The 21,270-nt window shown below is 43.1% G+C and carries 18 protein-coding genes and 1 riboswitch; of the genes, 9 read left to right on the forward strand and 9 right to left on the reverse strand.

Annotated features, from left to right (window positions below; genetic code table 11):
- Nucleotides 1-134 (reverse strand): transposase (locus tag ACVBIK_RS18830; RefSeq protein WP_447170275.1); only part of this gene is annotated, 134 nt, incomplete at its 3' end.
- Nucleotides 135-223: 89 nt separating this feature from the next.
- Between ACVBIK_RS18830 and ACVBIK_RS18835 the strand changes: the two genes are divergently transcribed.
- Together ACVBIK_RS18835 and ACVBIK_RS18840 are read left to right on the forward strand one after the other, a co-directional pair.
- Nucleotides 224-547 (forward strand): hypothetical protein, encoded by a 324-nt coding sequence (locus ACVBIK_RS18835; RefSeq protein WP_447170265.1) that lies wholly within the window; start codon nt 224-226, stop codon nt 545-547.
- Between the two features lie 144 nt (nt 548-691).
- Nucleotides 692-1,315, forward strand: coding sequence for a hypothetical protein (locus tag ACVBIK_RS18840; protein WP_447170266.1), 624 nt, complete (start codon nt 692-694; stop codon nt 1,313-1,315).
- Nucleotides 1,316-2,642: 1,327 nt separating this feature from the next.
- Here the strand turns inward: ACVBIK_RS18840 and ACVBIK_RS18845 are convergent.
- Nucleotides 2,643-3,632, reverse strand: coding sequence for a class 1 fructose-bisphosphatase (locus tag ACVBIK_RS18845; protein WP_447163168.1), 990 nt, complete (start codon nt 3,630-3,632; stop codon nt 2,643-2,645).
- A 275-nt stretch (nt 3,633-3,907) separates the two neighbouring features.
- Here ACVBIK_RS18845 and ACVBIK_RS18850 point away from each other — a divergent pair, with 275 nt between their 5' ends.
- A complete protein-coding gene (locus tag ACVBIK_RS18850; RefSeq protein ID WP_447170267.1) occupies nt 3,908-6,148 on the forward strand; it encodes a DPP IV N-terminal domain-containing protein in 2,241 nt (746 codons plus the stop codon).
- A 404-nt stretch (nt 6,149-6,552) separates the two neighbouring features.
- Here ACVBIK_RS18850 and arcA read toward each other — a convergent pair whose 3' ends face one another.
- Nucleotides 6,553-7,269, reverse strand: a complete 717-nt coding sequence (gene arcA, locus ACVBIK_RS18855) for a two-component system response regulator ArcA (RefSeq protein ID WP_012153996.1) — start codon at nt 7,267-7,269, stop codon at nt 6,553-6,555.
- Nucleotides 7,270-7,831: 562 nt separating this feature from the next.
- Between arcA and ACVBIK_RS18860 the strand changes: the two genes are divergently transcribed.
- The 4 genes from ACVBIK_RS18860 to ACVBIK_RS18875 all read left to right on the forward strand — a co-directional run bounded on the left by ACVBIK_RS18860 (nt 7,832) and on the right by ACVBIK_RS18875 (nt 11,927).
- Nucleotides 7,832-8,260, forward strand: coding sequence for a DUF3293 domain-containing protein (locus ACVBIK_RS18860; protein ID WP_447163170.1), 429 nt, complete (start codon nt 7,832-7,834; stop codon nt 8,258-8,260).
- 113 nt (nt 8,261-8,373) lie between these two features.
- A riboswitch (Lysine riboswitch) is annotated at nt 8,374-8,557 on the forward strand.
- 145 nt (nt 8,558-8,702) lie between these two features.
- Nucleotides 8,703-10,100, forward strand: coding sequence for a lysine-sensitive aspartokinase 3 (lysC, locus tag ACVBIK_RS18865; protein WP_447170268.1), 1,398 nt, complete (start codon nt 8,703-8,705; stop codon nt 10,098-10,100).
- Nucleotides 10,101-10,205: 105 nt separating this feature from the next.
- Nucleotides 10,206-11,312 carry a succinylglutamate desuccinylase/aspartoacylase family protein gene (locus tag ACVBIK_RS18870; RefSeq protein WP_447160971.1) on the forward strand — a complete coding sequence of 369 codons (1,107 nt, stop codon included), beginning with the start codon at nt 10,206-10,208 and terminating at the stop codon, nt 11,310-11,312.
- Between the two features lie 90 nt (nt 11,313-11,402).
- The gene (locus ACVBIK_RS18875; RefSeq protein WP_447170269.1) at nt 11,403-11,927 is read left to right on the forward strand and encodes a hypothetical protein; all 525 of its coding nucleotides are present in this window, start codon (nt 11,403-11,405) and stop codon (nt 11,925-11,927) included.
- 96 nt (nt 11,928-12,023) lie between these two features.
- Here the strand turns inward: ACVBIK_RS18875 and ACVBIK_RS18880 are convergent, their stop codons facing one another.
- From ACVBIK_RS18880 to ACVBIK_RS18905, 6 genes are all read right to left on the reverse strand, one after another.
- A complete protein-coding gene (locus ACVBIK_RS18880; protein ID WP_447170270.1) occupies nt 12,024-15,956 on the reverse strand; it encodes a rhombosortase-dependent M36 family metallopeptidase in 3,933 nt (1,310 codons plus the stop codon).
- A 214-nt stretch (nt 15,957-16,170) separates the two neighbouring features.
- Complete coding sequence (asnC, locus tag ACVBIK_RS18885) at nt 16,171-16,632, reverse strand: transcriptional regulator AsnC (RefSeq protein ID WP_447160974.1); 462 nt, start codon at nt 16,630-16,632, stop codon at nt 16,171-16,173.
- Nucleotides 16,633-16,814: 182 nt separating this feature from the next.
- Nucleotides 16,815-17,492 carry a bifunctional tRNA pseudouridine(32) synthase/23S rRNA pseudouridine(746) synthase RluA gene (rluA, locus tag ACVBIK_RS18890; RefSeq protein WP_447160975.1) on the reverse strand — a complete coding sequence of 226 codons (678 nt, stop codon included), beginning with the start codon at nt 17,490-17,492 and terminating at the stop codon, nt 16,815-16,817.
- A gap of 148 nt (nt 17,493-17,640) precedes the next feature.
- Nucleotides 17,641-17,931, reverse strand: a complete 291-nt coding sequence (locus ACVBIK_RS18895; RefSeq protein WP_447160976.1) for a hypothetical protein — start codon at nt 17,929-17,931, stop codon at nt 17,641-17,643.
- A gap of 23 nt (nt 17,932-17,954) precedes the next feature.
- Nucleotides 17,955-18,503 carry a class I SAM-dependent methyltransferase gene (locus tag ACVBIK_RS18900; RefSeq protein WP_447170271.1) on the reverse strand — a complete coding sequence of 183 codons (549 nt, stop codon included), beginning with the start codon at nt 18,501-18,503 and terminating at the stop codon, nt 17,955-17,957.
- A complete protein-coding gene (locus ACVBIK_RS18905; protein WP_447170272.1) occupies nt 18,478-18,888 on the reverse strand; it encodes a hypothetical protein in 411 nt (136 codons plus the stop codon). Before ACVBIK_RS18905 ends, ACVBIK_RS18900 begins: the two co-directional genes overlap by 26 nt.
- Nucleotides 18,889-19,462: 574 nt before the next feature.
- Here ACVBIK_RS18905 and ACVBIK_RS18910 point away from each other — a divergent pair.
- Together ACVBIK_RS18910 and ACVBIK_RS18915 are read left to right on the forward strand one after the other, a co-directional pair.
- Nucleotides 19,463-20,452 (forward strand): 2-hydroxyacid dehydrogenase, encoded by a 990-nt coding sequence (locus ACVBIK_RS18910; RefSeq protein ID WP_447163175.1) that lies wholly within the window; start codon nt 19,463-19,465, stop codon nt 20,450-20,452.
- Nucleotides 20,453-20,512: 60 nt separating this feature from the next.
- A complete protein-coding gene (locus ACVBIK_RS18915; protein WP_447163176.1) occupies nt 20,513-21,250 on the forward strand; it encodes a dienelactone hydrolase family protein in 738 nt (245 codons plus the stop codon).
- Nucleotides 21,251-21,270 lie beyond the last annotated feature (20 nt).

A 21,270-nucleotide genomic window follows, 5' to 3' on the forward strand; every position in this document is an offset into this window, starting at 1 on the left:
ATAACCCAACGTCTCATCGCTGTTGGGCCAACACCGGTAGCCTGACAAGCTTCGCGAATGGTATAGCCTTGATTAATGACAAGGTTAGCTGCATCTATTTTAAATTCTGTTGAATAAGTTGGTTGAGTCTTCATTACGTTTACACCGTTCTATATTAAGGGCAGTTTACCTCATATCGGTGTACAAGTTTATTAAGCCACAATAAAAGAAGCACAGCTCTCGTTTGACGGTTTTAGTTAACAGCATCAGTAATTCAGAACAGTTTCTTGAGAAAATCTTTACAGAACAAGAAAAAAACAAGCTTAGGCGATATGAAACTATTACTAAAAATGGGTTAAATGTAGAGTTAAAGTCTCCGAACGGCTTTGATGACTATCAATCTTATGGCGTAATTTTAGCTATACATTCATCTCCAAAGGCAATAAATAAGATTGAGTCCAACGACCAAACTATTGCAGTTGTCGCAGTAGCAGAGGTCAATGAACTCGCTGGGCATCTTGTCGAGTGGAAAAGTGCAAACGGTGTCGTGGAATTGAAGCAACAGTAAACATAACAAGTACTTAATGGCAGCCAGCTAACCTTCGGCATTTTTCGTTTGAATTAAGTTTGGTGATTACGGTGGTCTGTTTAAGGTAGCGCATTGGCAGCCGCGTAAGTAGGCGCTAACTTGCAATTAATATAGGAAAAAAAATTGGACTCAGAAAGTGATCAGCTTGAATTGATTCCTAGTAAGGAAGTACATTTAAGGTTGCAATTTATACATAAGCCATTGAAGAAAAATTGGTATGCTAGGAAATATCCATTTCTGATTCAAAATGAACCATTTGAATACGGGCTAAAGGTTAAAAATATTGGCTCAGAATCATTTTCTGGAGCTACTATTTCTGAATTTAAAATAGAGTCAGGTAATTTGTCTCAAGCAGCTCTTTCGACTCCAAAATTAAAGCCTTTAAACCCTGGAGAAGAGTGTGACATATATTTTGACAGGTATACACTGTGGCATGATGGCTCAATAGGTACTCGGTGTATTTTGGTTCCTGATCATAATGGTGAAAAGCTTATAACTTATCAGCATCACAGAGACCATGATACTGATGAAAAGTATAAAACTGAAAATGCTTGGTGGCAAGATTATTACTGTCAGAGTCAACAGCAACTTTTGCAAACACGTACCAATAATCTGATACTGCTGTTGACAGTAATTACAGTTATCGAAGCAACCCTCGGGTTAAAAGAGTCAGCAAAGTTTATATTTTCTGTACTAGCTTGGTTATTCGGTAAGATTGGTTTTCTGTTTCACTGGCTAGCAAGTTAACAAGGTCTTCAACGTGGACAAAAAACTGTTGGCTTTGTTCGTGTCTCGCAATTTTTAGCCAACTATTTATAGCGGGTTAAAACGGCGTTACTGCATGACGGAACACTACACATTTCCTAATCATAAAGCTCAGTTTTAGAACCAGAGCTCTAACTTGCCTTTGTCCAAGTATGAGTCAGAGTAGCCTCCAACCTCCCACTGCTGTAACGGTTACAATATACATAATATTGCACTTACAGGCTTGAAGATAGGGCTGAAAAAATCAGCCCTATCTTCAGTTATTTTTTACAACCATTTTTCTCACACGTAATTTTACTATGCGTGTTAGTCCAGTGAGATGGGTTTTCTTTGGTGCTAAATCCGCATCCAGTAGTTCCGCCTTTTTGCCCTTGATGAACTACGCTCGGACCATTTGGTGGAGAGTGTTTTACTGCCATAATCCATGTTCCCTATGTTGATTTATGTTAAGCATCAGTCACAACCGATTGATTTAGAGTCTAAATAATAACCACGTAAAGAATTATCTGTCAATGTAGATATTGAGCCAAAATTAGTTATTGAGATACTCGCATAATTGGGTAACCAAAGGTGTCTTTCCTTCACTCCATTTACATACGGTTCCGCACAAATTAGTTATTGAAAGAAGCTGATTTCAATTTTAGGCTAGCTTCTAATTTACGAGAGTGAACGGTGAACTATCCTTTCACTATGAATATATTCCCGCTTTACTAAGATTAGTCATTACCAATGATAATGCGAAAAGTGAGTTTTAGATCTTAAGCACTAAATGGTTTCTGTTCAAAAGTGAGTTACGAACATCTTTACTCTTTAGCCATAACATTAAAAGTGTGATGACTCTCTTTACTCACATAAAACACGAATTCCCCATCGACGTTGCCGAGGTTACTGAAGAACTCTTGTGAACAGAAAGGCGTGATTGAGGCACGGATGCCGAGATAGCCTTAGGTGAGCTATGGTCTTTCTCGTGCATCCATGCACTTCAAGACATTCAGGCTTCCTGCCTATCAAATGGCGAATATGAGGCGTTAGATATTTTCGAAAATGAGTGAGGATCAACAACTTCGTCGGGGCGGCAGGGACTCTTTTGAATGAATTAGCCAAGAGAGTGTTGCTGTTGGCTTTCTGATCCCCTCTTGGCCGTGTGTGAGCAGGAAGCTCACGACTTTGGTTGTTAGACGAAGTCTAACTTTAAAGGCCAGCTCGATGCATAGCGACAACTATGCAAAAAAAAGCACAACCCTAATACCATAGGATTGCGCTTTTTCTTTGATTTCCCTAGGACCTAGAACCTATCTTACCCTAGAACCTATACAGCAGGTTCTTCGCTGTAATCAATACCGTGGTATTCAAGACAGGCATCAACTTCATTGGCTGAGCCTAAGATAACCGCTACACGTTGGTGAATCTCAGTTGGCTCAATATCCATAATGGTTTCATAACCCGTAGACGCTTTACCGCCTGCTTGCTCTACCAAGAATGCCATTGGGTTAGCTTCGTACATTAAACGCAGCTTGTATGGCTTTTCTGGGTTCTTATTATCTGTCGGATAAGTGAAAATACCGCCGCGACAAAGTACGCGGTGTACGTCGCCAACCATGGCTGCAATCCAGCGCATGTTAAATGACTTTTCACGTGGGCCAATTTGACCTAGCAGCAAGTCGCTGATGTAAGTCTGCATTGGCGCTTCCCAGAAGCGTTGGTTTGACATGTTAATCGCAAACTCGCCAGTGTCTTTGCTGATAGCCATTGCGCCATCTGTTAGCAAAAACTCGTTAGTTTCTGGGTTTAGGGTAAATAGCTGTACGCCTTGACCAGTCGTTAATGCCAACATGGTTGATGGACCGTATAGCACATAACCCGCCGCAACCTGGTTACGACCTGCTTGCAAGAAACTTTTTTCAGTTAGCTCGCCAGCAGGGGCTGGCAATACAGAGAAGATAGTACCTACAAGCGAGTTGATATCGATGTTAGAAGAGCCATCTAGTGGGTCAAAACATACTAGGAACTCGCCGTTAGCATCGGCTTCAACCACGTAGTCTTCTTCTTCCGATGCGATACCACGCACTGTGCCGTCGGCCTTTAGGGCATCTTTGAGCATATCATTGGTGATGATATCGAGTTTCTTCTGAGTCTCGCCTTGAACGTTTTCTTGTTCTGTTGCGCCTAACACGCCTGCTAGTGCGCCGTGGCGTACTGCGTGGCTAATCTCTTTAGAGGTGTTAGCTAGGGTAAGGATAAGTTTTTCAAGAGTAGGAGAAATTGCTTGTGATGTCAGGTTTTCAGCCAGAGTTTGCATCTTGTTTCCTATACAATTTTACGTGAGTAAATTGAGTTTGAGGTCAGGACAAAAGTGTATTCTTTATTATTGTGGCGATGATACCTCAGTGCGCTAGTTTTTTCAGCCGTAAAGATTGGCTTTCTGCTTGATTGCTCTCAAGTAGGACTAAAGCAGGGTTTGAGTGCATAGTTTTTGTTTTGCTAATGATTAAGGCACAATGTAGGCGAATTTTCAGTCTAACTTTCAATTTGGAACGACTGAATAAGATTTCGCGATTAATCCAGGGAATAATAATGAAAAAGAATTGGATGAGTTTACTGCTAGCCTCTTTGCCTTTGGTGCTGAGCTCTACAGCAACTGCTCAAGCATCATCACTCCCCGGTGGCACCGAGCCACTCACTATCGAGCGTATGTACGCATCTCCTGCTCTTGCTGGCAGCAGCCCACGCGGGCTAAAGCTGTCACCAGATGGTAAGCGTGTTACCTATCTTGCTGGACGCAAAGACAATCAACATTTGTATGACTTATGGCAGATGGACGTAGCAAGCGGCAAGCAAAGCGTATTGATTGATGCTGATAAGCTTGAAGCGGGTGAATTGTCTGACGAAGAAAAGGCGCGCCGTGAGCGTCAGCGTATTTATGGTCAGGGGATCATGGAATACTTTTGGTCTGACAATGGTGAGGCGATTTTAATTCCCGCTGCGGGCTTGCTGTACTACTACTCGGTCAATGACAACAAGGTAAAACTGCTTGAAACGGGTGAGGGCTTTGCGACTGATGCGAGACTCTCGCCTAAAGGGCATTTTGTGTCGTTTGTGCGTGAGCAAAACTTGTATGTGTTGGACTTAAAAACGCAAAAGATCACCGCGCTGACTACCGATGGCGGCGGCGCGATTAAAAATGGCATGGCCGAATTTGTAGCTCAAGAAGAGATGGGCAGAATGACGGGTTACTGGTGGGCGCCGGATGAGTCGGCGATTGCCTATACTCGCATCGATGAATCGGGCGTGGAATTGGTTACCCGCAATGAAATTTATGCCGACGGAATTAAGCTGACCGAGCAGCGTTATCCCTATGCGGGCGAGAATAACGTCAAGGTCGAGCTTGGCGTAGTGACCCTTAAAGATAAACGAGTCGCTTGGGTGGATTTAGGTAAAGATACCGATATCTACTTGCCGCGAGTTAAGTGGTTGCCTGATAGTAAGCATTTGTCGTATCAGTGGCAGAGCCGAGATCAGCAAGCGCTAGACTTACGTGTTGTGGCAATTGATGATATTAAAAACGGTAAAGACCTAGTTAAAGAGCGCAGTGAAGCTTGGGTAAATCTTAATGACGACCTGTACTTTTTAAAGCAGCAAGATGCGTTTATCTGGGCGTCTGAGCGAGACGGTTTTAATCATCTGTATTTGATTGGTCTAGATGGCAAGGTTATTCGCCAGCTAACCTCTGGTGATTGGGCGGTCGATGCGGTTGAATATGTTGACGAAAAAGCTGGAGATATCTACTTCACCGGTCGCAAGACTAAGGTCACCGAGAAGCAACTTTATCGCGTGGCACTCAGTGGTGGCAAGGTTGAAAGCATCAGCCAGCGTAGCGGTATGCACGAGGCGGTATTTGCCGACAATAAACCAGTGTACCTCGATTATTTTAGTAGTCTTTCACAGCCGCCACAGGTGAGCCTGCACGACCGTAGCGGTGAGCGCCTAGCCTGGGTTGAGCAAAATGAGGTTAAACAGGGTCACCCGCTATATAACTACTTTGGTTTATGGCAGGTACCTGAATTTGGTGAACTAAAGGCTGAAGATGGCCAGATGTTGCAATACCGATTGTATAAACCGACGAACTTTGATGCATCGAAGAAGTATCCTGTGGTGGTGCGCGTTTATGGCGGCCCACATGCGCAGCTGGTGGTGAACAGCTGGAGTCATCAAGACTACTTTACTCAGCACCTGTTGCAACAAGGCTATATTGTTTATCAGCTCGATAACCGTGGCTCGGCGCACCGTGGCACCAAGTTTGAATATGTGATTTATAAGCAGCTTGGTGAGGTAGAGGTTAACGATCAGAAGGTGGGCGTGGATTACCTACGTACTTTGCCTTTCGTCGATTCTGATAATATCGCAATCTATGGCCATAGCTATGGCGGTTATATGGCGTTAATGAGCCTATTTAAGGCGCCGGATTACTTTAAGGCGGCTATTTCAGGTGCGCCAGTATCAGACTGGTCACTTTACGATACTCACTACACTGAGCGTTACTTAGGCCACCCTGAGACGAATGCTGAAGGTTATGAGGCCAGCAGTGTGCTGCCGTATGTGACCGGCTATCAGTCAGGTTTGCTGATGTACCATGGTATGGCTGATGATAATGTCTTATTTGAGAACAGTACGCGCGTGTATAAGGCGCTGCAGGATGAGGGGAAGTTGTTTCAGATGATCGACTATCCAGGCTCTAAGCACTCGATGCGCGGTGAGAAGGTGAGGGTACATCTATATCGCTCATTAGCAGACTTTTTAGACCGTCAACTAAAGTAATTGGTTTGTTCTTGATTATTAAGTGTAAAGCGTAGTGGTGATTAATTATTAATGATCATTGCTACGTTTTTAATAATGATGAATTTTAAATTAAATATGATTAATAGTTAGCTTAGATGCTGAATGATGGCGCAATAGTATTTGTGCAATTTATGCCAACCGATGGAATATCTCCAATTAACTACTACTTTGTAGGTAGTTAATTTTGGGGGGATGCTTTGTTATTATTCGAAAAATAATCTTGAGCCTCAATTAAACTCAATTTTATTTAAGTAGATACTCTAATAATTGGACGCTGCCATTCACTCTTAGCGGCGGATTAAATATAAACATAAAAAAAGCCAGTCAATTGACTGGCTTTTTATTTATCAGCACTTCAATTAGTACTGAAACGGAGCTTAGAATTAATCTTCTAAGCTACCGCAAAAACGGTAACCTTCACCGTGGATTGTTGCGATGATTTCTGGCGTATCAGGTAAGCTTTCGAAGTGCTTACGGATACGACGGATTGTTACGTCAACAGTACGGTCGTGTGGCTTAAGCTCGCGACCAGTCATCTTCATTAGAAGGTCTGCACGGCTTAAGATCTTACCTGGGTTCTCAACAAAGTGAAGCATAGCGCGGAATTCGCTGCGCGGTAGCTTGTATGACTCACCTTGTGGGCTAACAAGAGAACGGCTGTTGATTTCAAGGCTCCAACCGTTGAAACGGTAGAACTCAACTGCGCTTTTCTCTTCAGAATCTGTACCTGTGCTATTAACGCGAGTTAATAGGTTACGTGCACGGATTGTCAATTCACGTGGGTTGAATGGCTTAGTGATATAATCATCAGCACCAATTTCAAGACCTAGGATCTTATCAACTTCGTTATCACGACCTGTTAGGAAGATTAGACCGATATTATTAATTTCACGAAGTTCACGAGCTAGTAAAAGACCGTTTTTGCCTGGTAAGTTAATATCCATAACGACCAAGTTAACTTTGTTGTCTTGCATAGCCTTATGCATTTCAGCGCCGTCATTGGCTTCAGTGACCACATATCCTTCTGCTTCAAAAATACTTCTAAGTGTGTTTCTTGTTACTGCTTCATCTTCAACAATAAGAATGTGCGGGTTTTGCATATTAATTACCTAATCTCTGTCAATTCTAACCATGAGTATAATAAAGTTTATACTCCATCTAGTTATGCTGATAAATCACTGATACACGTAGGTGCTTTCAAAACTGGCTCGAAACAGCAACACACTGCATGATAAGCAAAGTATGGGTATCTCACATATGGAAAAACGTGAACTGTATAAACTTCGATTAACAATTGTAGGAAAAAGTTCCTTAACGACCGTTTTCTATGAAGTTTAAATGTTAAATCAAACATAGATCACATTTGATACAGCTGTGTGGATTACTCTTCTATCTGTTTCAGATATGTGTAACAAAATGTGTTCGTTACATGTATCGGCGTGAGTCAATCAACAAGCCTTATTGTACTCGTTTTAGGCATTTGTTAACAAATGAAATGTTAACAAAATTACTTGATGATATGATTTAGATCACTATTTGCAAACTATAGTATTGATTTAATTAGTTTTGATATTTTTGTCGCGTGTGACCTGTATCACGTAACTAGGAAGCGCTAACGAGTTTGCTATAATAATCCCACCTAAATCGGAGAATTTGTTAGCAATGAACAACTCAGTCGACAGCCTTTGGCACACTTATCAACAAACTGAATTTCTGTTTACTCAAACCTTATCCTCTCAATTATCGTTCGCTATCATCACTGCGTACAACCCAAAAGGAGTCGTGCTGACTCCTTGCCAAAATGGTCTTTTAGACCGAAAACTTCAACATGAAATACACAGATCGGGCTTTCCCTACCGAGCAATGATAGGCGCATCTCAAGATAGAAAGCATATGGAAAAGAGTTGGGCAATATCAACCGATAAGGCCTCGGCCATTAAACTCGGCTGCCAGTTTAATCAAAATGCCATTTATTATGTTGAAGCGGATCAATTGCAACTTGTTCCTTGCTTGTTGCCTTGCCAAGAAACATTGTTGGGCGCATTTTCTCCTCGGGTCAATTGGGTCATGGAGCTTCCAGATATGGTATGAAATTAAATCATCTAAGATTTCCATTGACTTAATTGGTTATTTTTTGATATTTTTTAACCTGTTATTTTGTATACAAAGCAGCTTTTTCGAAAGTAATTTGCTTCATACAAGGTAAGTACAGAAGAGGAGCGCTAACTAGGTAGTAAGTTGGAGGGGACCAAACTCCTATGATGGCTTATGAGGGAGATTAGCGCCGAGATATTCAATGCCATTTGGTCAGGCTTGAATGTTGGTTGTGCAGGCTGAATCCTGTCGATTGTCACCAATGTTTTTTTATGGTGGAGAGCTTCTGGTGACGATCGCTGTTTCCCCATCTTATGGGGTGCATATCATTGCACCAGGCTCTTCGAACGAAGTTAGTTCGGAGCTTATTCATGTTAGTTATTCAAAATACCCAATTTAGTCAGTGTCAGCCGTCTCTATATAATGTGGAGGCAGTACTATGTCGTTAGTCGATGCTTCATTATCTACAAGCTCGCAAGAGCAAACACAGTTAAACGTCGCCAAGTTTGGTGGCACTTCAGTGGCTGACTATGACGCCATGCAGCGCTGTGCAGATATTATTATTGCTAATCCACAAACCCGAGTGGTAGTTGTTAGCGCCTCGAGTGGCGTGACCAATCAGTTAGTGGCACTCACGCAGGCAGAAACCAGCGCGGAAGAGTCAAAGGCGCTGATTAAAAAGATCGCTTCTATTCAATATCAAATTCTAGATAAGCTAGGCAGCCCAAGTGATGTGGCGGCTCAAATTGATCGTACCTTGAGCCATATCGCGACCCTAAGCGAACGCTTAAAGCTTACCCGTAGCAAAGCCGTGATGGATGAACTCCTATCCCAGGGCGAGATGTGCTCATCTGTGTTTTTTGCTGCAGTGTTAAGAGAGAAGGGGGCTAACGCTTCAGCATTTGATGTGCGTCAAGTACTGCGCACCGATAGCCACCATGGCCGCGCCGAACCCCAAATAGAACAGATTGCTGAGCTTGCTCAAACACATCTTAAGCCACTACTTGCAGAGCAAGTGATTGTGACTCAAGGTTTTGTGGGCGCAGATAGTGAAGGCAACACCACAACCCTTGGGCGTGGTGGTAGCGATTATTCAGCCGCATTGCTGGCCGAAGCATTACAAGCGACAGCGGTTGAGATCTGGACCGATGTAGCCGGCATTTACACCACAGACCCAAGACTTGCGCCTAATGCCAGTCCGATTGCCGAAATTAGCTTTAATGAAGCCGCTGAGATGGCGACCTTTGGCGCTAAAGTTTTACACCCTGCAACAATATTGCCTGCCGTAAGACAAAAAATTCAGGTGTTTGTTGGCTCAAGCTGGGCTCCTGAACAGGGCGGCACTTGGATCCGCCATACGGTACAAAGTGAGCCGGTATACCGCGCCGTTGCCGTGCGCCGCGATCAAACTTTACTTAATCTTCACAGCTTACAAATGCTGCATGCGCAAGGCTTCTTGGCTGAAACATTTGCAACCTTAGCCCGCCATAAGATCAGTGTTGATTTAATCACCACATCTGAGGTCAATGTGGCATTAACCTTAGATAAAACTGGCTCTGACTCAAGTGGGCAGGGCTTACTTAGCGAGGCGTTATTGCAAGAGTTGTCGCAGCATTGCCGCGTGCGTGTTGAAGATGGTTTAGCCTTGGTTGCGGTGATTGGCAACAATATTGCCTCGACGCCAGGCGTGTGCCGAAGGGTATTTGAAGTACTGGAAACTTATAATGTACGTATGATCTGCCAAGGAGCGAGTCCACATAACTTGTGTATTTTGGTCGATGAGGCCGAGGCGGCTAATGTGATCCGCGCCCTGCATGAAAACTTATTTGAAAGTTAAGGCCTGGAAAACTAAATGTTTGAAAGCTGAATATTTGAAAGCTATGAGGTGGAAACTAAAGCTTTGAAGCCTCATTTAAACTAATTGCTAGGAACACGGTAATTTATGGAATTTACCCAATCGAGCCTGAAAGTCGGTGAATTGGCGACAGGACAGGAACTGAATGTTCCTGTTTATCGTATGGCAGGCAAAGACCCATTAGCGCCTAAGGTTTTTATTCAAGCCAATGTACACGGCGCTGAGGTGCAGGGTAACGCGGTTATTTTTCAGTTGATGAAACGATTAGAAAAAATGGATGTAAGAGGTGAGGTGACTCTGTTGCCGCTAGCCAACCCTCTAGGTATTAATCAGAAAAGCGGTGAGTTTACCCTGGGACGTTTCGACCCTATTACTGGGGTGAATTGGAACCGCGAATACTTAGATCATAACCTTGATGTTGCCAGTTGGTATCTGCAGCATTCTCATTTAGATAATGAGGCGCTTACTCAAGCCTTTCGTTTACATCTAATAGAGTCTTGCCAGTTGCATCTAAACAGTGAATGGGGCGTGACAACTGGAAAGCGCCTTGCGGTGACTTTGCAGTCTTTAGCGCATGCAGCTGATATTGTGATAGATCTGCATACAGGGCCTAAATCGTGTAAACATCTATATTGCCCACAATACGATGTGGCTTCAGCGGCTTACTTTTCTATTCCTTATAGCTTAGTGATCCCTAATGACTTTGGCGGCGCTATGGATGAAGCGGCATTTTGCCCCTGGTGGCAATTAACCGAATTTGTACAGTCTCAAGGACGCAGCTTTAAGGTGCCTGTTGGGGCGTTTACTTTAGAGCTTGGAAGCCAAGAACGTATCGATATGGAAGATGCGGCCAATGATGCGATGGGTATTTTGGCTTATTTAAGTCATCGTGGTGTGGTCAGTGATAAGGTTGAACCTGCCAAAATGACAAGGTATGGCTGTTACCTGAAAGATTATAAAAAGTTTCATGCACCAACGGCAGGCCTTGTTGAGTATCAAGCTGTGCTCGGTGAAAAGCTTGATGCGGGTCGTCCATTGGCAAATATATTAAGGCTGGATCTATATGGCACAGATAAAGAGTTAACTCCGCTTAGCCTTCAGCAAGATTGTGTACCTATCCTACATTTTGCCTCAGCTTCTGTGTACCAAGGCACTGAACTTTATAAGGTGATGACCAACCTGTTTGAGATTTAAATCATTCTAAAATCTTCAAAATGTCTAATGTTATGATAATGTACAAATCAAAGAGCAAGTACATATAAAGATTTTATTTGGAGCAATCTTATGAGACTAATCCCCTTACTGGCACTATTGTGTCTAGGTGCCGGTTGTACTGCAGATAAAGCAACTCCGGTAACAACTCTAGGGGTTAATCCTAGCAATGAAGATACTAACGCCAATTCCAATGCGAATTTAATTGCTGACGTTGCGGCAGAACCTTTAGTAACATCCTCATTAAAACGACAAACTGAAACATTGAAGCCAAATGGTAGAAGTTACTTATTAAACGGTGATAAATATACTGCTGACACCCCCCGGTTAGTTACAGGCACAGCTGTGTTTAACCCGAATATGTCGGAATCTGGTGTACTTAAAGGCAGCTTTGTTGTGCAAAGTAAGCAAACTGTCGATTTTGTAGAGCCGTCCTTTACAATTGAAACTATTGCCTCTGAAACTTACCGTCTAACGCCTGTAGATAACAATGCTGATTTATACGAGCTATACCTAATGCTTAAGGGGCATGAAAAGCTGAACCTGGTCGAAATAGAAATCGATTATAGCGGGCGTAGCAAGGCTGAGTACTATTAAAACGACGAATAAGCAGAATAAAAAAGCCATAACTTTCGTTATGGCTTTTTATTGTGAAGTACATTTTTACAGCACTATCTTATGTCGCTAAAAGCGTTATTTGCGGCGACGAAGTCCAGCAAGCGGAAGTAGTATTAGTGATAACCAACCTAATGAGCCACCGCTAGTATCGACAATGTTGATTTCAACTTCATCTTCAACCTTAACGCTAACTTTACTCGTTACATCAGCTGTACCATCGTTGACAGTGACTTCAAACTCAAGAGTTTCGTTCTCTTCAACCATAGGTGCATTGAAGGTCGCAACGGCTTTGTCTGCATCAATGAGTTCTACACTCGTTCCTGAGAGCTGCTTCCAGCTATAGGTATGGCTATCTGCAGCGTTAGGATCAACAACTTTAGAAGACAGCGTTACAGCTTCACCTTCATCTACGCTTGTTGCGCTAGCATTTGCTGTCACGGTTGGAAGACGGTTGTCACAGGCGTATGTATCACCCGCTATAACATTAGAGAAGATGCTGGTTTGTGTATTCGTGAACGTGATGTCATCAATATACCAACCAGCGGCAAAACCAAATTCAGGTTCAGGCACTACAGCTGAGTCAGTTGCAATACGGAAGCGGAACTGGACTTCGTTACCATTCAAAGACTCACCAAAGCTAATGGTTTCCCAACCATAATTTAGGCCTGAGAAAGTATCTTGTCCGGCAATTGCAGCTTCAGTTTCTTCAAGAGCGGTATCGGTATAGCCATCACCTAGGAATGTTCCGCCCATTTTAGTAACATCAGCCCAATCTCCGCCATTAATACTGACTTCAACAACAGCTCCATCGTAGCCCGCTTCTAAGTTATATAAATGCCAGAAAGCAATAGTAAACTCGCCGTCGTAACCTACAGATGTTGAACGTGTTTGGTATCCTACATCAGAGGTAAAGCTATTGCCGGTAGCAGAGATAAAGCCATCCGTTGCATCCCACTGATCTAGACCAAAGGTACCCTTTGCCATATCACCACCAACCATCACAGTTTCGGTGAAATCTTTAAGCCTTGAAAGTGTATTCAAATCTTCATATTGAGTGGTACCAACTAGCTCACGGGTCTCAAAGTCAACATTGACTGTTGTTGATAGCGTGTACTCATCAGCTTCTACGCCGTCGGCAAGGTTTGGTACAAACTTAAGTACTAACTCGTCTCCCGTACCAGCTTCGTTTAGCGTAAATTCAATAGGCTCACTTGTAGCGGATGCAAATAAATTGATATCTGCAAAGCTGACCTTACCATCATTAGCAAAAGTGATATCGTGGTCACTGACGACTTCGATAGTACCCGTTAAGTCTGTTAACAGGCTGTCTCCACCATTTTCAATAGTGAAACTAACTGTACCCGTTTCGCCTTTATCTAAAATGCTATCTTTTGAGCAATAGCCTAGTGTCGACCCTTCGTAATCAGTATCTAACTGGTGATCAGCTACTTCAAAAGCAGATAAGGTCGTTTTGTATGACTCAACAACACCTGCGTGATCGGTAGAGAAACGGCTTGGCGATTTAGCTCCTAGCCCCATACCACGACGAGCAAAGGCACCGAGAATAACTTTGTAATCCTGTTCATCATTTGCAAATGCGGCAGCTAAAAGCGCATCACGACCTTCAGTAAAGGTCGGTGCCATAGGCATCATCTTATAACCAGCAACAAGGTAGCCTTTCATCAGCTCTTTTGCTTCATCAAAAGTATGTCGCTCATCATTTGCTAGCCCAATGAATGCGTCCCATAACATGGCTGCATAAACGGCACCAGAGCCATGAACTTCTGGGTCGCGTTCCACATAAGCGAAGGTCGATGGATTGATTTCCATATTAGTCGAGTATGGGAACTCACGAATACCATTAACAAAACTAGCTACATAAGTAGTATCACCATATCCACCGGCATAGTTTTCATTGCCAGTGATTAAGTTATCCGCAGCGTCAGAGCCGAACAGTAGGGCATGGAAGTCACCAAAACCTTCACCCATAGAGCGAGCTTGATTACTGCTTAGACCCGATCCATTACCGACTAAACGGTTACTGATGTAGTGTCCCCATTCATGTGCAACAATAGCGTTATCCCATGAACTATCCTTGAAAACACGGGATAAATCATTTTTGAACATATCTATCGACACTGTTTCATTTGCATCTAGTAGCGCATAAATAGCCGCCGCTTCATTTTGCGAAACCATCATGGCAGGAATGGTGATGCTTTCATCATCTCCAGCCATAGTAATTACGGCATCAGCATCTTTATTATTCGCGATGATTACAGCAATGGCGCCAGCATCTTGAGCATGTTTAACTTTTTGGGTAAATGCACAAGCGCCGCGATCGATTATTGCAATATTACCGGTTATATCAGCAGCATTGGTTGTTGCTTCACAACCGTCATAAATAGTGCCTGCAGCGCCATCGGTTACAGTTGAGCCATCATCAATACGAACGACACTTCCTGAAACCTTGAATGTATCCGGGCCAAATACTGAAAAACCAATATTTTCCAACATACCAATAGAGGTATGGGATGTAGCTGCGATACCAAAATCAACGCCATTTACAGCTTGGGTTGTTTCCCATAGGTACATTTGCATGCGCGGAGAGCCGCCATCGGCAGGTGTACTCATATTGGCATTATTAAAGCCTGAGTTATCTTGGACTTCTACGTTTAGTGCATCACCTTCAACGCCACCACGGCCGTAGTTTGATGCTTGAGCATTACCTGATACTTCATCAAAACCGTGGTCATAGAAGTCATCATGTAAATAGTTATTCATGAAGAATAGGTTAACAATTGCAGCCTTACGGTTGTTTACTGAATATTCAGCTTCTTTATCATTGTATGGGTAATCGAATGTATTGCTGCTTGTTATATCGGCAAGATAATCGCCATTGGAAAGCCCTTGCGGTGCAATTGCATCAACATATGCGGTGACGTTGTTACCTTGAGTAGAAGTTGCATCGCTCGCTAACCAAGGATCCCTAGTACTGATAGGGCCAGACTTTAATGACACCATTGGTGCATCTAGATAAGGAGCTGTTAGGTAGGCGTCAGTATCACTTCCAGCAGGGGCTGGCATAACATTACCGTGTGGGCTGTCCCAGGGTTTACCGTCTGCATCTGCATAGACACGGTAATTAAAATCAGCGGCGTGGCTAGTGAGGTTCTTCTTAAATAGCACTTCACCCGTTTTAGCTGAAATGATGTAGCCAAAATATTCTGAATCACGGCTGTCAAACTCACCAGTTTCTATTTCTACGTAGTGAGCAGCTACCATTTTGTTTTTATGTTCGAAAAATACTTTTTTAGCTCTAGGTTCGCCAACGATTACTTTGCCGTTTGAAGAGTTAACGACTGCAAATTTTTCATATTTATCATTTGAGGATTTTACATTTAACGTAATAGCATTTTTGTCGCCGCCCATTGCGTTAAATGCTGCGCTGATAGAGTTAGCTGCATCACCAAATGCACCATCAATGTTCTTTAGAGCAGAAAAAACAGATTTAGCTGCTCTTTCTGACGCAAAATAACCAGAAGATGCTACAAGTTTAAAGTCACGATCCATCATGATGTTAAATTCACGATTGAATACTTCTACTCCAGAAACTTCTTGTTTATATTTTGCAATGATAGGGCCGCGACCTAGATCATGTGTATTAACTAGAACTGCTTGAGCTACTCCCTGCTTTAAAGAAGATATTCCGGTTAATTTTCCTAAATAAAACTCAGCAGCATGTGAAGCCTTATTCTCTAAAGAAAGAGCTGCTAAGCTCGGTACAGACTGACTTTTACTTGCCCATTGAAAAGTTGTTCTGGCTAGCTGCGCGTCATACTGGTTAGGCATTCCGCTTACGGTGGGGGCATTAATGTGCATTGTTTGTTGCTTGACAGTTTGAGTCACGTCAAATGATTTGTAAGTTGGAGATTCATCAGCATGGCTGACAGCAAGTGCAGCGTTAGAAACGAGTGCAGCAGTAATCGCTATAGATAATTTAGTTTTCACAACATTTTCCTTGTCAATTTGCCTAAACCTACATGGGTCGCGGTCATATTTTTCTTATTTTCTTGCTTTTTATAGCTACCCGAACTAAGTCGGTTGACAAGGTTGTAACATGTAATTCAACTGTTGGTAACAAAAGTGTCGAAAAAAGTGTTTATAACTCTTTCCGATACATTTAGGTGTAATGACTAAAACTTATAACTTATTTTTATTAGTTTTAAGGCTTAACCGCCCGTACAATCGGGTTTTGCAGACTGATGAGTGTTTCAGTAGATTGGATCTCATCGATTGATTGGATACGATTAATCAGAACATGCTGCAGTCCATCAATAGACTGGCACATTACCTTTACAAATACACTGTAATTACCTGTGGTGTAATAGGCTTCAACCACCTCTTCTAAGGCATTGAGTTTGGAGATTGCTGCGGGGTAGTCACCGGCACTTTTTAAGTTGATACCGATAAAACAGCAGACGTCGTAACCCAGCGCTTTAGGGTTAACGGTGATCTGTGCCCCTGTGATGATCCCTGCTTGCTTCATTTTTTCGACGCGCACATGGATGGTACCAGCGCTCACTCCGAAGCGTTTAGCTAGCTCTGCGAAAGGGGTTCTGGCTTCTTTCATTAATGCAGATAAGATTTGATTATCGAGTGAGTCTCTTTGAAATGGGGTTTCCATAATAAATATGTCAATTGCTTATTGGTTAGTTAAACAATCTACGTATTTTCTGAGGAATATTCTACCAATTTATCAAATAAGTCAGTGACGGGGCTCACTTGTTTGCATCGTTAGATAGTGCTGCTTAGTTGATTCTGTTCAGTAGGAACAGCTCAGTAGGCTCAGCTTAGTTGCTAAGAAGGCTACTGCTCTCCCTTAGCTTCCATAAAGGGGACATCGCAACTGAAAGTCATTCTTGCTTTAGTATATGGATGGGTAATCGTGAGTGACTGAGCATGCAGCAGTAAACGCGGTGCGAGTCTTTTCGCTAATGGGTCAGCATAAAAGTTATCGCCTAAAATCGGATGACCCAAGGCCATCATATGCACGCGGAGCTGATGTGAACGACCCGTTATCGGTGTCAGCTTGACCAAGGTTGAGCGTTTACCACGACTGATCACTTCATAATGGGTCTGCGATGGCTTACCTACCTTATGGTCGACTTTTTGTTTCGGTCGATTAGGCCAGTCACAAATCAGCGGCAGATTAACGCTGCCATGAGTGTCTTTAACGTAACCAGCCACACGCGCATAATAGGTTTTTTCGGTTTCTCGGTCTCTAAATTGACGCTTTAGCTCAGACTCAGCGCTGCGCAATAATGCCACCACGATGACACCTGAGGTCGCCATATCCAAACGGTGTACTATTTTGGCATGAGGAAACTCTGCAAGTACGCGGTTATAGGTACTGTCGGCGTAAGCAGGATCTCGTCCCGGAACGGATAGTAGGCCTGAAGGCTTATTAACTACCATGATATCTTTATCTTGATAAAGTATTTCAAGCCAGGGCGTGGTTGGAGGTGAGTAGACGAAATCAGTCATGATGGAACCTTATTAAAAATGCGCGGCAAAGATACCTCTTAGACTGTTCTTCATGCAAGCAGATTTAAGATAATTGTGGCTACAATCGACACCAATCGTTATTCGTCAATGCAGACCTAGCAAAGAGTTGAAAGCTGATGCAATAGCGTTATGAAAATCCATTACCGTTGACATGCATTATGGCAAAGGTCCAAACCACAAAGGCCAATATACAGTGGATCAACGCATAAAAGGATTGATCTAAGCGGCCCATGCTTCTGGCATCCCAAATGAGTAAGCCGTGTAAAATGATTACGATAGGAAAAAGAGCAAGCAGTGGATAGAGGCTTAAAACACTGGCGTCACCAAATACCAGTCGACTGAGAAGCGCCCATACCACCATTAAACCTGTGATTATCGGCGGGAGTGCGATTCGATACTGCTCTGGGTATGGAAACATATTGTGCCTCTAATTAGTCCTGTTTATCCCAACGGCTTTTGCGCAATAATTTGCGCTTTATAACTGGCGTTAGGTAATTCTCCGAATAGATCTTCAGAGTAATGTAGGCAGCTCCAGTTAGCAAATATTGCTTTTAATTCACCCGCTTTAAGTAGAAAGTCAGGATTACGAGGTCGACCAATTTGAGCCTGCTGCTCGGTAAACGTCTCGTAAATGATCAGACCACCAGGCTTAATGCTATCGATAATCTGGTTAAGCAAAGGCCGGTGTAAGTAATTGAATACCAGTATTATGTCGTAGTGAGCTTGGGGGAGGGGGGGAGCACTGCCATCTTCGAGGTTCCATTCGAGTCGTTCGATGACAGTGGTTTTATCTGGCAGAGCAATATCAAGGCCTGTCAGGTCTTTATCAAGGTAGCTAACCTGGCAATTTCTATCGGTAAACCACTGGCCATTACGGCCACTGCCGCAGGCAAGATCTAGCACCTTGCAGGCGGGTGTTAGATAGTCTGATAAAGTAGCAAACTGGGTGATTAATTCTGCGCTATTAGCCTTTAACTTCTTTTCTGCCATCAATTCTGCGTCCGTGTACAACTGAAAAATGCCTCAAGCCTGCAGGGCCATGAGATACGACGACAGATAGTAACACGATAAAAATGAGCAGTTCCGGTTTATATGAGGCAACAGGAATGAACAGTGCTAGCAAGCCAAGCTTGGCGATAGTGAGAACGCCTTTAAGCTGGATCAACCAGCGCCAGTCTCGCACCATCTCCCAGAGCATCATGGCTGAGCCTGTGCTCATGGCCATAATCCAATATATTTGCCACTGTTCTTGAGGTACATGTAACAAAATGCCACCGCCTGCACCAGTGATCCCTAATATGTGTAAAGCACGTAGTGCAGTCTTAGAAAAACGTTGGATCATAAATTGTTTTTCAGTGAGTTCTTTTCTGGCCATATTAAGGAGTCTTATACTGTTTGATTGTGGCAAATCTTATCAGGAAATAACCATTTTAAAAGTGTTGAGGGATCACACGCTCAGACACTAATGACGTTATGTAAGTTAAATAGCGGGGACGACTGTATAAATCATGTCCAATTAAGTACTGATGTCATAAATTTGTGAAGCATATATCGATACCTGTTTAGTCTTAATGATAATCTCATATTCATTAGCTTACTCCTTGCTGTTATTGATATTTTTATGCTCAGTCAATAATAGAAAAGGTCTGAATTGATAAGAGAACGTATCCTTTTCTTACCATCAATTCAGAGCAAGCAGGAAAGGCGAGCTGTCAGGAGCTCGCTTTTTCTTTATCACTTTTTCTTTCTCGCTTTTTTATCATTTACTCGCAAAGACATCCATCTTCAATCAGGTGTATACCCAAACGACTTGAAAATGCCCGCTGAATCCTGCATCTTCAACTGGCTTAGGTATCGTGTAATAGCCCTCAAACAAATCTGCTAATATCATAATACCGATTGGTATACACTGTTCTGGTTTTCCCTCCTCCTAAGGTAAGGTTTCTACAATGAAAATAGGCTTTTTTAGCGCCAAACATTACGACATGCAGCATTTTGACCGCACCAATACCGCATTCGGCGCCAGCATTGAATATTTCGATTATCGTCTTTGTATGCAAACAGTAAAATTAGCAGCAGGCTTTGAGGTTGTTTGTGCCTTTGTGAATGATTCCCTATGTGAAGAAGTGCTAGTTGAACTCGCTCAAGGCGGAACAAAGATTATTGCTATGCGCTGTGCAGGCTTTAATAACGTCGACCTACAGGCTGCAGAGCGCCTAGGGATGAAGGTCGTTAATGTGCCCGCTTACTCGCCTGAGTCAGTCGCAGAGCACACGGTGGCACTTATGCTAACCCTTAATCGTAAAATCCATAAAGCATACCAGCGTACCCGAGATGCAAATTTTTCTTTAGAAGGCCTAGTGGGCTTCAATATGCACGGCCGTACAGTGGGCGTGATTGGCACGGGTAAAATAGGCCTAGCGACCATTAAAGTATTGCAAGGTTTTGGCTGTAAAGTGGTAGCTCATGACCCTTATCCTAACCAAGCGGTTATTGATTTAGGCGTTGAGTACATAACGCTTGAGCAGCTATATCCTATTTGTGATGTTATTAGCCTGCATTGCCCGCTAACAAAAGAGAACCACCATTTATTAAGTGAGAGTAGCTTTGCAAAAATGAAGCCCGGCGTCATGGTTATTAACACCAGCCGTGGTGGTTTGCTTAATGCGCTCGATGCCATGGAAGCGCTGAAATCGGGACAACTGGGTTCGCTCGGTTTAGACGTATACGAGAATGAGAAAGAGCTTTTCTTTGAAGATAAGTCGAGTGAAATCATTCAAGATGACGTATTTAGACGCTTATCAGCCTGCCACAATGTGATATTTACCGGTCACCAGGCATTTTTAACCGAAGAAGCATTAGGTGCAATTGCACATACAACCTTAAGTAATGTTAAGCAGTTACTTGCAGGGGAACATTGCCCTAACGAGTTGTATTAACGCTTAAAGGTTAAGTAATCGATATTGCACTTATTTATCTGACTCGCTCAAGGAAAGCCGATGATCATTACTCAAGAAGTTCATGATATCTCGACCGCAACAGGAATCATGCGAACCTACCTGTATCGCCCCGATTGTGAGGGGCAGTTTGCCAGTATTATTTTCTACTCAGAGATATTTCAACAAACCGCCCCAATCGCAAGAGCTGCAGCGATTCTTGCTGGGCATGGCTTTGTGGTACTCGTGCCTGAAGTGTTTCATGAACTAAACCCTATCGGTACCGTGCTTGAGTACGATGATATTGGTAAAGATAAAGGCAATGCAGACAAATTTGCTAAGCGCCTTGAAGACCATGATAGTGATACCGAGGCCCTGGTCGACTTTGCTCGCAGCTTAAGTTTTTGCAGTAGCAATATCGGCAGTATGGGCGTCTGTATTGGTGGCCACCTTGCTTATCGCGCGGCGCTTAATCCAGATATTCAGGGGGCATTTTGTTTGTACCCAACAGACATACACTCCAACACTTTGCCTTGTGATAAAGGTAATGATTCATTGAGCCGTACGGGTGATATTGCTGCAGAGTTGGTGATGGTGTTTGGTAAGCAAGATCCCCATGTTTCTGCGCAGGGGCGAAAGCTTCTCTATGAGCAGCTTGAAGCCAAAGAGGTTAAGTTTAACTGGCTGGAGGTGAACGCCCAGCATGCCTTTATGCGAGATGAGGGTGACAGGTATGATCCAGCGTTAGCGATTCAGATGTATCTGCAAGCGGTAGCGTTTTTTCAGCGAACGCTGAAGTAACGAACTAAGAATAAAGCACT

The sequence above is a fragment of the Shewanella sp. 125m-1 genome, assembly GCF_052977065.1.

Coding starts and splice junctions, on each gene's coding strand:
- rluA (WP_447160975.1), bottom strand. CDS start 17,492: ATGACTGATTTCGTCTACTCACCTCCAACCACGCCCTGGCTTGAAATA.
- ACVBIK_RS18845 (WP_447163168.1), bottom strand. CDS start 3,632: ATGCAAACTCTGGCTGAAAACCTGACATCACAAGCAATTTCTCCTACT.
- lysC (WP_447170268.1), top strand. CDS start 8,703: ATGTCGTTAGTCGATGCTTCATTATCTACAAGCTCGCAAGAGCAAACA.
- ACVBIK_RS18870 (WP_447160971.1), top strand. CDS start 10,206: ATGGAATTTACCCAATCGAGCCTGAAAGTCGGTGAATTGGCGACAGGA.
- ACVBIK_RS18905 (WP_447170272.1), bottom strand. CDS start 18,888: ATGGCCAGAAAAGAACTCACTGAAAAACAATTTATGATCCAACGTTTT.
- ACVBIK_RS18900 (WP_447170271.1), bottom strand. CDS start 18,503: ATGGCAGAAAAGAAGTTAAAGGCTAATAGCGCAGAATTAATCACCCAG.
- ACVBIK_RS18850 (WP_447170267.1), top strand. CDS start 3,908: ATGAAAAAGAATTGGATGAGTTTACTGCTAGCCTCTTTGCCTTTGGTG.
- asnC (WP_447160974.1), bottom strand. CDS start 16,632: ATGGAAACCCCATTTCAAAGAGACTCACTCGATAATCAAATCTTATCT.
- ACVBIK_RS18915 (WP_447163176.1), top strand. CDS start 20,513: ATGATCATTACTCAAGAAGTTCATGATATCTCGACCGCAACAGGAATC.
- ACVBIK_RS18860 (WP_447163170.1), top strand. CDS start 7,832: ATGAACAACTCAGTCGACAGCCTTTGGCACACTTATCAACAAACTGAA.
- ACVBIK_RS18875 (WP_447170269.1), top strand. CDS start 11,403: ATGAGACTAATCCCCTTACTGGCACTATTGTGTCTAGGTGCCGGTTGT.
- ACVBIK_RS18910 (WP_447163175.1), top strand. CDS start 19,463: ATGAAAATAGGCTTTTTTAGCGCCAAACATTACGACATGCAGCATTTT.
- arcA (WP_012153996.1), bottom strand. CDS start 7,269: ATGCAAAACCCGCACATTCTTATTGTTGAAGATGAAGCAGTAACAAGA.
- ACVBIK_RS18895 (WP_447160976.1), bottom strand. CDS start 17,931: ATGTTTCCATACCCAGAGCAGTATCGAATCGCACTCCCGCCGATAATC.